The 12,371-nt window shown below is 52.0% G+C and carries 13 protein-coding genes and 1 pseudogene; 2 read left to right on the forward strand and 12 right to left on the reverse strand.

Annotation, left to right across the window (positions count from 1 at the left end; translation table 11 throughout):
- Window positions 1–76: 76 nt before the first annotated feature.
- The 11 genes from moaA to BLW97_RS17650 all read right to left on the reverse strand — a co-directional run bounded on the left by moaA (window position 77) and on the right by BLW97_RS17650 (window position 9,000).
- Complete coding sequence (gene moaA, locus BLW97_RS17605; RefSeq protein WP_065973772.1) at window positions 77–1,084, reverse strand: GTP 3',8-cyclase MoaA; 1,008 nt, start codon at window positions 1,082–1,084, stop codon at window positions 77–79.
- A 163-nt stretch (window positions 1,085–1,247) separates the two neighbouring features.
- The gene (locus BLW97_RS17610) at window positions 1,248–1,592 is read right to left on the reverse strand and encodes a hypothetical protein (RefSeq protein ID WP_075324114.1); all 345 of its coding nucleotides are present in this window, start codon (window positions 1,590–1,592) and stop codon (window positions 1,248–1,250) included.
- 34 nt (window positions 1,593–1,626) lie between these two features.
- A complete protein-coding gene (locus BLW97_RS17615; RefSeq protein ID WP_077218535.1) occupies window positions 1,627–2,013 on the reverse strand; it encodes a DUF202 domain-containing protein in 387 nt (128 codons plus the stop codon).
- On the reverse strand, window positions 2,006–2,320 hold the full coding sequence (locus BLW97_RS17620) for a DUF202 domain-containing protein (RefSeq protein WP_227485344.1): 315 nt from the start codon (window positions 2,318–2,320) through the stop codon (window positions 2,006–2,008). Before BLW97_RS17620 ends, BLW97_RS17615 begins: the two co-directional genes overlap by 8 nt.
- A gap of 9 nt (window positions 2,321–2,329) precedes the next feature.
- The gene (locus BLW97_RS17625) at window positions 2,330–3,031 is read right to left on the reverse strand and encodes an NAD-dependent epimerase/dehydratase family protein (protein ID WP_075324115.1); all 702 of its coding nucleotides are present in this window, start codon (window positions 3,029–3,031) and stop codon (window positions 2,330–2,332) included.
- Between the two features lie 14 nt (window positions 3,032–3,045).
- Window positions 3,046–3,987, reverse strand: coding sequence for a dimethyl sulfoxide reductase anchor subunit family protein (locus tag BLW97_RS17630; protein ID WP_075324116.1), 942 nt, complete (start codon window positions 3,985–3,987; stop codon window positions 3,046–3,048).
- Between the two features lie 12 nt (window positions 3,988–3,999).
- Window positions 4,000–4,692: a 4Fe-4S dicluster domain-containing protein gene (locus BLW97_RS17635; protein WP_065957758.1), complete on the reverse strand. Its 693-nt coding sequence runs from the start codon at window positions 4,690–4,692 to the stop codon at window positions 4,000–4,002.
- 11 nt (window positions 4,693–4,703) lie between these two features.
- Window positions 4,704–7,577, reverse strand: a complete 2,874-nt coding sequence (locus tag BLW97_RS17640; protein WP_075324117.1) for a molybdopterin oxidoreductase family protein — start codon at window positions 7,575–7,577, stop codon at window positions 4,704–4,706.
- 94 nt (window positions 7,578–7,671) lie between these two features.
- Entirely contained in the window at window positions 7,672–8,094 is a 423-nt protein-coding gene (locus tag BLW97_RS17645) for a DUF202 domain-containing protein (RefSeq protein ID WP_227485345.1), read from the reverse strand.
- 241 nt (window positions 8,095–8,335) lie between these two features.
- Entirely contained in the window at window positions 8,336–8,602 is a 267-nt protein-coding gene (locus BLW97_RS19270) for a hypothetical protein (RefSeq protein ID WP_143214979.1), read from the reverse strand.
- An 83-nt stretch (window positions 8,603–8,685) separates the two neighbouring features.
- Window positions 8,686–9,000 (reverse strand): hypothetical protein, encoded by a 315-nt coding sequence (locus BLW97_RS17650; protein ID WP_075324118.1) that lies wholly within the window; start codon window positions 8,998–9,000, stop codon window positions 8,686–8,688.
- Window positions 9,001–9,982: 982 nt separating this feature from the next.
- Here BLW97_RS17650 and BLW97_RS17660 point away from each other — a divergent pair.
- On the forward strand, window positions 9,983–11,272 hold the full coding sequence (locus BLW97_RS17660; protein ID WP_075324120.1) for a porin family protein: 1,290 nt from the start codon (window positions 9,983–9,985) through the stop codon (window positions 11,270–11,272).
- A 63-nt stretch (window positions 11,273–11,335) separates the two neighbouring features.
- Window positions 11,336–11,905 (forward strand): hypothetical protein, encoded by a 570-nt coding sequence (locus tag BLW97_RS17665; RefSeq protein WP_075324121.1) that lies wholly within the window; start codon window positions 11,336–11,338, stop codon window positions 11,903–11,905.
- 220 nt (window positions 11,906–12,125) lie between these two features.
- Here the strand turns inward: BLW97_RS17665 and BLW97_RS17670 are convergent.
- Window positions 12,126–12,371 (reverse strand): annotated as a pseudogene (locus tag BLW97_RS17670) (IS110 family transposase); the annotation flags it as partial.

A 12,371-nucleotide genomic window follows, 5' to 3' on the forward strand; every position in this document is an offset into this window, starting at 1 on the left:
GCGCTACACGTGCCCAAACCAGCAATAACGAGGGCTCTATTTTTTGCATAAAACGGTATAACCACGCACTGAGACGTTATCCCCCCACCCGCATCATAAAAACCGGTGCGGAGCGGTCGGGTACGTCCTCAAAATAATGGCGTTGCGGCTTGTCATGCCAGACACCCTGCTGAATCTTCTGCGCAATGTAACGGTCCGCAAGGCCTTCCCGTAATACCTCACGCAGTTCGAGCCCGGCTTCCTGCCCAAGACAATAGAGTAATCGTCCCGCAGCATTCACACGCACCCGATTACAGGCCGCGCAAAAATTGTGACTCCAGGGCGTAATGAATCCGACCCGCGATGCAAAGCCCGGTACGCGATAGAGGCTCGCCGGACCGTCCGTGGGGGAATCCTGCTCGGGCTGTAGCGGACCAAATACGGTTTCTATCAGCGCCTTCGCCTTTTGGGCGGAATAAAAATCACGCTGATAAAGCGTGCTGCCAGCAGAACCCAGGGGCATCAACTCAATGAAACGGATGTCCAGGTCCCCGACCAGGGCAAACTCTGCAAGACGCAGCAAATCTTCGCGGGTGCTGGACTGATGCAGGACGACATTGAGCGCAATTTGCGGCACGCCTATTTGCCTGGCCACCTCGATCCCTTCCAACACGGCATCCAAATCTCCCCCCCGGGTAATGGCCGAGAAGCGTTCCTTGTTGAGGGAGTCCAGGCTGATATTCACTTTACTGAGTCCTGCACGCAGCAAGGTGGCACCCTTCCGGGCAAAGAGAACACCATTGGTGCTGACGCTTCTTTTCGCCACACCCGCCGCTTTGGCTTCGGCAATGAGCTCCGGCAACGCCGGAAACAACAAGGGTTCTCCCCCGGTAAATCGGATATGGGAAACACCCAGCCCGGCAAAAATACGGATGAGCCGTTTATATTCGTTTGCCGTCAGCTGTTCCGGTTTCGGAAACCAGGGTGCCCCGCTTTCCGGCGTACAATACTGGCATCGGAAATTACAGTGGTCGGTCACCGAAATACGCACATAGCGAATGCTTCGTTGCCAGGAATCCTCCAGTGTCTGGGGCTTATCCTGCATGGGTCAGCCCCTCCCGATATCCCGCATCTGCAGACACTTTTTCAGGAATGGACTGCACCTGGATGTTCATACCAGCAGCCGGTCTTGTCGTGATCCACGCTCCTGTGCACAGATAACTGGCAGGTTCTTTTAATCCTTTCACTATGTGCCTTCTACCGTCGTTTTACGCACGTGGATGCATTTGCGCATCGACTTCCGCCGCCACCTGGGCAATGCTCCGGGCCAGGCACGCTTCGGATTCCGTCAATTCCCACTCGCGTTCACTCTCCACAGACACAGGGTGCTCTGCGCAGGAGCCTGATAAACTTTGTGGGGTCTGGCTTTGATATAAAAAGGTCGCATAATCCAGCACCTGATCGTTATCGATAACTTTTACCGCCGCATCCAGGGTGACGGAATCGCATCCGCACAGCTGCTCTGACACGGCCAGGAAAGCCGCATCCAAGGCACTGTGTAAACGCAACGCCAAGGCCCGTTGTATGGCTTGCTGAGGATCAATTTTCTTCATTGTCTTCTCCTGTTCAAGATGTATCTCATTCAGACTATCTCTCGACCCGCGTCAGCGCCGAAGGTTTGAAATTTTCCGAGGCCAGCAGAAACTGCCGGTAATGTTGTCGGACCGACATGAACCGATACAGCGCATAGCCACCGGTGAACCCGGAAATCAGGATAAACAGGGCACCAATGGCGATGACCCATGAATATCCAAAGAACCGAATCAACACCAGTCCCGAGATATTAAAATCCAGCGTCGTCCGTAAAAAGGAATAGAAAGTCCGGCGATTCGCCGCCGCTGTCCGGTCCAACGCGAGCCAATCCCTTAACACCAGCTTACTTTTCGGATAGCGATGAAAATGATGACGATGCGCATCCAGAAACCGGAAATGCCAGCGCTTTGCAGAGGCAGCACGGAGCGGCCCTTTAATCATGCGCATCCCATTTGGCACAGCGCTCTATGCGATCCAAATCCCGACGATGCTGGCGGATGCGCATGAACTGCAGCACCCCCGTCACCAACAGAATAAACGCCACCATAAACCCCAAATAAAGCAGCGTGTCCCAAACGTGCCCTCTGAAAACCGCCAGAAAGACAATCGTCGCAATCACCAGCGTCGTGAAAGTCTTTATGTAGTCCATGAAGGTGCGTGTCCCGGCAAAAAGCGTTCGATCCATCGCTAACCAGTCCCGAAGAATCATTTCTTTTCGGGAATAATCATCATAGGGGAGTCGCCGCAAAATGCCCCCTTACGCGTAGATCTTGCCGGGATAGATGGTGACCCGCGCCTTGTCCGTCCAGGCCTCCTGAATCTTGCCGATACTCTCGGGATCGTCCAGCGTTTCGATGATAATTCGTGCCCAGTGATCCAGATCGGCACTGCGCAGCTTGGGCAGCCGAAGAACGGTCGATGCGAGCCTGGAACCCCATCCAAACTTGGGGCCATTGAGATAGGTGAAGTGGCCCTGGGCGGCACTGTCCTCGCTCGCTTCGCGGACAATGATTTCCCCCAGGCCTTTGCTGCGCAGACGCGCATTGGAGGACAAGGGACTGGCTCCATAACAACTGACGTGAACGATCCGGCACCCGCCGATTTTCACCGCACTGTGGATCATGCGCCGGGGAATTTCGATATGCACTTCCTCAAAGTCCCCCCGCCTGGCGGGCGGCAGATCGATGCGGCTACGTCGCTCCTCACGATGAATACTCACCAGATTGATGACCGCATCCGCCTGCGACAGCAGGGTGTCCAGCGTACTGGTATCATATTCCCTGATCTGATGGACATGGACGTTGTTGAGGGCCGCGAATGCGGGTTTCAGTGCCCCGGCTTTCCGCGTGCTCACCAGTACCCGACGTTCTTTTTGTGCCAGCTGCTGGACCAGCTTCTGCCCGAGAAAACCGCTCCCGCCCATGACCAGCACATCATAGGGTCTCACTTCCTGTGTCATCTGCGTAAGCTCCTTCAACATTGCTGCCGACCGTGATAGAGGTTCACGACATGCTGCGCCTCAATAAAGAACAGCCAGCGCTCGACACCAAATCCGGTCAACACCAATAAAGCCGCCAGGACCGCGAGGGCAGCCACCTGCCCCCAGAGCGCGATGGCCAGCAAAGCCAGCGGCAGGATGATGGCAATGAGATACATCAGTATCTTGATGCTTTTGGCTTTGGCAGGCGGAAGCTGATGTCCAAATTCTTCCGTCAGGAAGGTACCAAAAGTGTGTCCCTGATCCAGAATCCGCACGGAAAAACGATTGAAACCGGTGGCCGTGCGAATGGTCGGTCCGCCAGGGCGACTGATCCAGAAGTAATAAATCCCCTTGAGCACGCCCGTAGCCACGAGCAGGGCCGCTGCAATGCCGATCAGTGCGGGGTCCGGCTGGCCCGTCGTGAGCTGCTGAATCGCCGCTAACCAGGTGGCCCCTATGGCCAGTCCCATCGCGTAAAAGTTGGCGGGAACCAGTGGTGTATTCCATTGCCGCATCGTCCGGAGCACCGCATAAATCATGCCCTGACAGAAAATCGTGATCAGACCGATAATCGCCGCCAGATTCGCGAGAATCAATCCGATAGCGTCGTGGGTGCCGCCCGTGAAAAAGACCCAGACCAGGTATAAAAAAGCAAAGGGATAGTACATCACCGCGAAAACGCCCTCGCGCGCCAGCCACGAGGTTCTCCATCGAGTAAACGCTCTCCAGGCATTTTTCGGATTCGCCAGATGCGCAGTGGATGACAGCAGCCCGATGGAAACAAAAGCCATGGAAATAATCAGTGCTATCATGGTCTGCAGTGGATTGAGTCCACCGTCAATCTGGAAATCATTGACCAGCGCCGTCAGGGCCATGAGGCCAAAACCACCCCCTGAAAAAAGGGTCAGAAAGATTACTGCTAATGCGGGATGCATACGGCTTCTCCTTTACCGGGTAACGGCCTGATGAATCCAGTCTTTGACCTGACGGATTCCCCGTTTTTTGAGATTCTCTGTGGGAATGGGCCGGGTTGGACGGGGCGGCAGATACTTGTTACTCGGCTGATAATTCAGCTCCGGCATCAGCTCATACCCACCTCTTTCCCGGACAGCGCGACTGACTGGACTCTCCGGATCATCAAAATCACCAAACATGCGTGCGTGGGCCGGACAGGTCAAAACACAGGCCGGTTGTCGCTCTTCTTCCGGAATTTCCATGTCATAGATGCGATCCACGCAAAGCGTGCATTTCTTCATGGTTCCGGAGGCCCTATCCAGTTCCCGGGCTCCGTAAGGACAGGCCCAGGAGCAGTAATTGCAGCCCATGCATTTATTTTGATCCACCAGGACAATCCCGTCTTCCGCTCTTTTATAGGAGGCGCCGGTCGGACAAACCGTCACACACTCCGCATTTTCACAATGCATGCAGGACATGGGAAAATTGATGGTTTTGTTGTGCGGATAATCCCCCAGCTCAAAATGCCGTATGCGGTTGAACCACACCCCGGAAGGTTCCGCGCCATAGGGATGATAGTCGGTCAAAGCGCCCGTGGTCCCACTGGTGTTCCATTCTTTACAGGCAACCGCGCAGGCATGGCAACCTACGCATGTGTCCAAATCGATAACCAATCCAAGTCTCATCCGATGCCTCCTTAAGATTTCAGGTTGACGGGCGGGTGCGTGTGGTACCGCAAGCGGTCCACTGGTCGCGGCTCATCCGGTAATGGCTTGATGGTGGGGAAGGTCGGCCAGGTGCCTTCTTCGCCAGGGGCGGCCGGATAAATGCGCACCCGTAAATCATACCAGGCCGCCTGACCGGTGATCGGATCCGAGTTGGTCAAACGCCTTTCCCCCGTCTTCTCCGGCAAGAGCTCTGAGATCAGATGGTTCATCAAGAATCCGCGCGTGGCTTCCGGGGCATCGGGCGAGAGTGCCCAGGCCCCGGACTGTTTGCCAATGGCATTCCAGGTCCATACCGTGTCTTCCTGACAGCCTTCGATCAGTTTGACCTGAACCCGAATTTTACCATTATGGCTCTCCACCCATACCCAACTTTTATCCGCAATGCCGAGATGCTCGCCACGCTGGCGATTCATATACAGAAAATTCTGCGCAATGATTTGCCGCAACCAGGCATTCTGGCTATCCCAGGAATGGTACATCATCATGGGCCGTTGATTGACCGCGAAGAAGGGATATTCTTCCGCACTGACCCGTTGTTGTTCCAGGGGTTCGTACCAGAAAGGCAGCGGATCAAAATATTTGGCCAGCCGCTCCCGGTCTGCGGGCTGTGTGGGCCGAGGTCCGTCATAAACCCCTTCTCCGGCCAGGCGGAAACGTTGCAAGGGTTCCGAATAAATCTCGATAAACATCGGCTCGGCCTTCGGAATGTAGGCTGCTTCCACCGCAAAATCCAGGTAGGCCTGATTGACGAACCGGAAATACCGGATATTCAGGGGCAGATGGTGTTGAAAAAAGCTTTGGTGATCGATGTAAGCTTCCCACTGACGCGGGTTGGGTTCCCCGCGCAGATGCTGATCCCCATTTTTGCCCCGCCAGCCGGAAAGAAAGCCTATGCCGGGCTCTTTCTGGTAATTGACAATGAAATCCTTGTAATCCTGGTAGCGCTTTTCGCCGTTTTCGTGCACAAAGGCGGGAAACTGGAGTCTTCCCGCAAGATCCACCAGCACTTCCTGCCAGGCGCGCACATCACGATTCGTTTTGAGGATGGGGTGGCGAATCGAATCGCATACGGCATCGGTCTCAGAAATCGGACGATCCAGCATGGACAAGGTATCGTAACGTTCCAGATAGGTGGTATCGGGCAAAATCAGATCGGCAAAATTGACCATTTCCGAATGATAGGCGTCCGACACCACGATAAACGGGATGCGATACTCGCCATCCTCTGAATCCTTTGCCACTAACATCTTCTGGATTTCTGCAGTGTTCATGCTGCTGTTCCAGGCCATATTGGCCATAAACAAAATCAGCGTATCAATACGGTAAGGATCATAGTTGTGGGCATTGGTAATCACCATATGCAGCAAGCCCTGAATGGAAAGGGGCGTTTCCCAGGAGAATGCCTTGTCAATCCGTTTGGGATTCCCTTGCTCATCAATCACCAGATCTTCAGGTCCGGTCGGGTAGCCCAGGGGAGATGAGGAAAGCGGCTGGTTGGGCGCGCTGTGTTGCGCCGGCTTGACGGGCGGTGGCACCGGCTTCGGATAGGGCGGCTTCGCGCAAAAACCGCCGGGACAATCAATGGTGCCGAGCAGAATTTGCAGCAGATGAATGGCACGGGCCGACTGAAACCCGTTGGAATGCGCAGAAACCCCGCGCATGGCATACATGGAGACCGGACGGCCGATGAACTTGTCGTGTTTCCGCCCCGTCCAATCCGTCCATTCACAGGCTATTTCAATGGTTTCTTCAAAAGCCACCTGGGCCATCTCCAGGGCGAGACGTTCAATGGTTTCCGCCGGCACGCCGGTGATTTTACTTACCTGTTCCGGGGCATAGGATGCATCCAGATACTTTTCGATCATCAGGGACATCACGGTACGCACGGTGCGTCCGGCCGGGGTAATATGCTTATCCAGCAACGACAGGGAGGGATTGGAGCCCGCTTCCATGCCATCGGCGAAATTCTGGGTACACATATCCCACACTTGTGGATGACCGGCAGCATTGCGCCAAAACAGGCCATGATCACTGCTTCCCGGTGCATCAATAATCAGAAAAGGCGCATTGGTGTAGCGGATCAGAAAATCCCAGTCGAAGAGTTCTCTTTCCAGCAGGACATGGACCATGGATAAGGCCAATAGCCCATCGGTTCCCGGTTTGATGGCCACCCACTCGTCGGCGATCGCCTGATAGCCTGTGCGTGCGGGGTTGATGGCCACAAATTTGGCGCCTCTGCGCTTGAGCTTCTCCAAGGCAATTTTAATGGGATTGGAGGCATGATCTTCGGCGACACCCCAGAGCATGAAATACTTGGTACGATCCCAGTCGGGATCGCCAAATTCCCAGAAGGCGAAGGGCATCATGTAGAGCCCGCCGGCGGCCATATTGACCGAACAAAATCCCCCATGCGCAGCCCAGTTCAGCGTGCCAAACTGCTGCGCCCACAAGCCTGTTAGTGCCTGCATTTGATCGCGACCGGTAAAAAAAGCCAGCTTGTCCGGATTGGTGGAACGGATATTCTGAAGACGCGCCGTCAACATATCCAAGGCCTTTTCCCAGGAGATGGGGACGAACTCCCCTGCACCCCGGGCCGTTCCCGGCTTGCGCAGCAACGGCTGGCGAAGTTTCCCCGGGGAATTCTGCTTCATGATGCCGGCGGAGCCCTTGGCACAGAGCACTCCCTGATTGGTGGGATGATTACGATTCCCCTGGATGAAGCGGACGTTGTCATTTTCGATCGTCACTTTAATGCCACAACGACAGGCACACATATAACAGGTGGAATACTCGATCCGCTGATTTTTATGGTCTTCAAAGACCGTCACTTGATCTGTCATCATCCTTTACCTCTCGCCATCATTGAAGTTCACCATAATAGAGTCCTGCCGCCTTTACCAATGCAGGTTTTGGATGTTGATATTCATGCAGAGAATATCAGTGCGTTTGCACCTTCTGTTCCGAGCGCTCGCCGCGTTCTTCCTGCACATAGGCCTGATAATGCTGAAGCTTGCCCAGATAGCGTTGCAATCCGATTCCCCAAATTACCAAACCGGTGGCCAGGCTGACGTATCCCAGTGCCGCCCACAGTTGCGGTCCAAAAAAGCGGATAAAGGTCAGGCCCGCCAGAATCAGCGTCAACGCCGTGCGGGTGTAGGACAAAAGTGTCCGTTCGTTCGCCAGAATCGTCCGATCCACGGCAAGCCAGTCCCGTAGAATGAAATCCCGCGATAAAAATTTCTCATAAGGTAACAACGCATCTCCTTTTGCCGAAAGAACATCCACAATCATGCACAAGCCATCTAAACCCGCCCAATCAGGACTGTCAAAGTTTCCAGTCGATTTTAAGCGTTGGAGCATTTATTCCCACCTGACCGGACAATTTTACTGCCCATTGGAAACGTCGGAATACCAATAACTCATTGTAGAAAAACCCATCAGCCTTTACCCATGCAGATTTTAGATGTCATTATTCGCATATGGAATATCACAAAGACGTTCTATTCTTTGGCCATCTCGCGATAGGTATCTCACATAACGGCTTCCAGACATTTCAAAGCGCTTCGCAGCCCGCCCCGGAATGATCGCGCCCAGGAAAATGTCAAGACGCTTTGTGGTGCGGTTTTGTTGTTGTAGTGCTCTCTTTTGAAGATCCCGATGCTTTTGAGCCCGCATCTTTCGGAGTCACCGATTTCTTTTCAATCGATCTGCCCTTTTTGTATGGCTGAGCCGGCTGACAATGCCCGCAGTCATTCTGCTTTTGATAAGCAGTCGGAAAAGGAACACCCGTATGGGTAATAATATCTGCGTACGAGAAATTACCAAAAAGAATAGTAATAACAGCTAACGCTACCGAACTTTTTTTCATGATCAACTCCCTCATCGTCGACATAACAAGCGCCGCACATCTGACTTCCACGTCCAACAGACGCTTATACAACCATTTACAAACTAAATACTCTGCGTCAGAGCGTGGGTTAACACGCCAATAACCGCAACAACAAACAGGCCTATGAGAACGATGCCGGCGCCGGTAATGGGCGCCGCGTAGAAATGTAGACCGATCCAGACCCAGGAATGGGCATACCGCAAAGCCAATGCACCCAATATGCCCAGAATCAATAAGATGAAAAGAACATGATACCAGACACACCAACATAAAAACCCACGCCATCCGGCACGAGACATATCGCGCTGCGCCGATATCGGTTCGGATTCCTTCCGCACGCCCTGAAAGGTTTCATGTGGTTTTTGTCCGGCACACATTGCGTTTCCTCACATCTCCCTTTACTCCGTACGTTTATAAGCCCTGTCAGCGCAACAGGCCAATGATAAGATCGAATCCTGTTATTCCTATCAAGAATAATGCTTTATCGCGATTTTGCGTGCGCATCGATCAACGTCAATAATACCGGCATCAGTAACGCAAAAGACACAGCGGGATCGTTTGGGTGAAAACAGGCTACAGAGAGAGGGATAAACTGTAAGCGGCACACGGCACACGGCACACGGCACACGGCACACGGCACTACGAGCTAACGCTGCTAATTAGCGTCATTTGTTTGCCATCTGTTAGCATCAGGTAGTTACCATCTCATATCGTGGAGTATGAATCATTAGTTTGTTGAAATATTAAGTGTATTAGCTAAATGCTGAGGCCCTCAATGGCGAACCATCCAAACCCTGATTTCTGCTGAAAGCTGGCTGATCACCAGCGATCCTTGACACTGGATGAAACTGTTCCACCTTCTTTTTGTAGATTTGTGCTAGAATTATTCACTGATCTGCTGCGCAATGCGACAGGTTGTTTTGCGATTTATTCTGCCGGGGCTTAACCCGGCACTTTTTTCATAAGCATATTGATCTTTCAGATATAATTCTTGTCGTTTTTAGTCATGGCAAGTTCTCATGTCTGGCTACAGGCCCAAGCAGAGCATAGCAATGACCGCCCGTCGTCCGCATTTAAAAGCGGCTAGCGGTCAAAACTCAATCTCCTCTTGCTTGCATCCGGTACCGAAGCGACCTAGGATTATCGGCGAATCTGATTTTTCATGGTCAGACTCCTCCTCACGGGCTAGGCACTGTTGTCTGGCCCGTGCTTTTTCTAGTTTCGCTAGGCATTCCGTTATTATGCCTTGCGATTTCCTGATATTGTTGTATGCTTTCCACATGAGGTAGGCAAAAAATACACACGCCCGCATTTTTGGGGCGGTGCCAAGCCTCTAACTTGTTTCAGGAGGAGTATCAAATGAAAAAGAATTTAATTGCTTTGGCAGTAGCAGCGGCTTTTGTAGTCCCCGGTATGGCTTTTGCGTCTACGAACGGCGTGTTCGCGCCCGCAAATAACAATGATGATACTGGCCCCATTCTGTATGGTTACGCTCAGATCACTGGTGCCCAGCAGTGGGGAACATCAACGAACGGATCCGCCTCAGGATCGAATGGTTTGGTTTTCGGCGCCAATCGAATTCGCTTGGGCGTCAAGGGTGAAGCAGTTCCTGGTGTGACGTACAACATTGAAGCGGGCTGGGATAATGCTGCGATCACTGGCAACACTTATTATCCTGGCGGCAATATGTTGAATGACGGCCTCGGTAATAGCGGCAATGCCTCAATCATCAACGCTTGGTTGAATTATGCTCCTGTACCTTTTGCTCAACTGGAAGTTGGTAAGTTCAAACTGCCTGTGGGTAATGAATATGTGAGTAGGGCAGGTAATGAGTTGCCTTTCGTATTCCGTAGCATGGCTCAGTCCTTACTCCCGGGTCGGTCTGCCGGCGCTATGATCCATGCCAATGACGTGATGGGAACAGGTGTAAGCTACGCAGCAGGTTTGGCTGATGACACATCCCTAGATGCTTATAACGCTTATAATTGGACTGCAAACGGCTCCATGCCGTTCGGAAGCGGCCAGGGCGGTTACTTGAATGGCAGCGGTAATTACATCGCCTTTGCCCGTTTGGGTTATGACTTCATGGGGCCGTTGCTGAAGGCTGAGTTGAGCGGATCGCGCATGAGTCTTGGCTCTACACCCAACGGAAGCCCTATCCCACCCGACGGTTTGTCGCGCACAGCCATTTACACTTGGAACGTCGGCGTGCATGGCGGCTTGATGGGTATTCACTATGTGGCTTCTTATACCAACATGACCTCCGGGCGTAGTTTTGGTGTGAACGGTTACAATAACAACGGTATGCTGGCTACTGACTGGAACGTAGGTTTAGGTGTAAACCTGCATCAGATGACGCTAACGCCATCATGGTTAGATATTGAACCTGCGGTACGCTTCGATTCCTTCAGTATCAATAACCACACTGGATACGATGCGAAGATCGACAACACGACGGTTGGATTGAACTATTTCGTCAACCCAAACAACCAACACGCTGCAGAAATACAGTTGAATTACATCATCCCAACTGCACGTCAAGGTAAGTTCGGAACAGGAACAATGGGAGGTGTATTCGGCGCCAATGATGCTCCTATCAACGGCATGGCCTACAATACACTGATGTTGCAGTTCCAGGCTGGATTCTGATTAGTTAATCAGCAAAAAATGGGTCGCCGCCGCAATGACAGCGGCCCGTTTTAATTGATCGGCATGCCATACAAAAAACAAAGCGCAAACGAAGATGAGCAGTTTCGATTGGCTGCAAAGGCTATTATTGTCCTACGTAGCGAAAAGCTGTCCAGCATAGCGAAAGCTCTGCAACTTGATCCCGGCGGACTCTCAGGATGGTTGGGAGGCACTCCAAACAGGCTGTCTTTAGAAAAAAAAGAGATCCTTTCAAATTATTTAGGGCTGGAATATACACATATAAAGCCTGGCATTGTACATTTTTGGAACACAAACATAGAAGATTTGAGCGAACTTGCTCCAGTAGTTATAAACAAAGACCTTCTAAAGAAAATAATAATAACCCCAATACTGGCAGACACAATCACTATTGGGTGTGTTTATCACTCGAAAGTAGGAGATGTTACGTTAGTTATTTTATGTAGACCTCAAAACAAGGCTTTTCAAATACCTATTTTATCCCCAGAAATAACCGGATGGGGAAATCTATCTCAACCTGTTGAAATAAAAAAATGCATGTTTGAATCATGGTGGAAAGAAAAGAATATATCTCCAGAGTATATCTGGACACAAATTCACGATGGCATAAAATAAAGACCAAATCTTATGAGAGGTTGCCTGATAAATTATGTAAAAAAGACAATCAGTTGCAGTTAATGTGAGCACGGCTCTTTCGATTGCAAGCCGCTACACATAGGTCCCGCAGTGTTTCAGTTGCAGCAAAAACACTGGAGGCCCTTACTGTGAAAGAGATGGGATTACGGGCACAGAAGTCCCTGGCCTGTGAGGACCATTTGACGGGATCTGAAAGCGGTTATGCCGGATCGGGCAGGAATCCGAACTTGATCAGCTTTTTAATCCAGCGTGCGGCATTACGTTGTACGCTCAAGGCTTCATAATCGGTGGCGGTGTCCCGGTAATATGTGCCGCGAGAGAGCATGAAGTAGATGATGCGCAGCATTTTGTGGGCCAAGGCGATAATGGATCGTTTATGACCTCGGCGCACGACCAGGTTCTGGAATTTGGTGGGCAGAGCGCATTGGGTGCGACTGGCGGCATG

The organism is Acidithiobacillus albertensis (assembly GCF_001931655.1).
Lineage (GTDB): Bacteria > Pseudomonadota > Gammaproteobacteria > Acidithiobacillales > Acidithiobacillaceae > Acidithiobacillus > Acidithiobacillus thiooxidans.

What these genes read in the sequence shown, in the direction of transcription:
- moaA (WP_065973772.1), bottom strand. Translation starts at nt 1,084, where the DNA reads ATGCAGGATAAGCCCCAGACACTGGAGGATTCCTGGCAACGAAGCATT.
- BLW97_RS17610 (WP_075324114.1), bottom strand. Translation starts at nt 1,592, where the DNA reads ATGAAGAAAATTGATCCTCAGCAAGCCATACAACGGGCCTTGGCGTTG.
- BLW97_RS17615 (WP_077218535.1), bottom strand. Translation starts at nt 2,013, where the DNA reads ATGATTAAAGGGCCGCTCCGTGCTGCCTCTGCAAAGCGCTGGCATTTC.
- BLW97_RS17625 (WP_075324115.1), bottom strand. Translation starts at nt 3,031, where the DNA reads ATGACACAGGAAGTGAGACCCTATGATGTGCTGGTCATGGGCGGGAGC.
- BLW97_RS17630 (WP_075324116.1), bottom strand. Translation starts at nt 3,987, where the DNA reads ATGCATCCCGCATTAGCAGTAATCTTTCTGACCCTTTTTTCAGGGGGT.
- BLW97_RS17635 (WP_065957758.1), bottom strand. Translation starts at nt 4,692, where the DNA reads ATGAGACTTGGATTGGTTATCGATTTGGACACATGCGTAGGTTGCCAT.
- BLW97_RS17640 (WP_075324117.1), bottom strand. Translation starts at nt 7,577, where the DNA reads ATGATGACAGATCAAGTGACGGTCTTTGAAGACCATAAAAATCAGCGG.
- BLW97_RS17645 (WP_227485345.1), bottom strand. Translation starts at nt 8,094, where the DNA reads ATGCTCCAACGCTTAAAATCGACTGGAAACTTTGACAGTCCTGATTGG.
- BLW97_RS19270 (WP_143214979.1), bottom strand. Translation starts at nt 8,602, where the DNA reads ATGAAAAAAAGTTCGGTAGCGTTAGCTGTTATTACTATTCTTTTTGGT.
- BLW97_RS17650 (WP_075324118.1), bottom strand. Translation starts at nt 9,000, where the DNA reads ATGTGTGCCGGACAAAAACCACATGAAACCTTTCAGGGCGTGCGGAAG.
- BLW97_RS17660 (WP_075324120.1), top strand. Translation starts at nt 9,983, where the DNA reads ATGAAAAAGAATTTAATTGCTTTGGCAGTAGCAGCGGCTTTTGTAGTC.
- BLW97_RS17665 (WP_075324121.1), top strand. Translation starts at nt 11,336, where the DNA reads ATGCCATACAAAAAACAAAGCGCAAACGAAGATGAGCAGTTTCGATTG.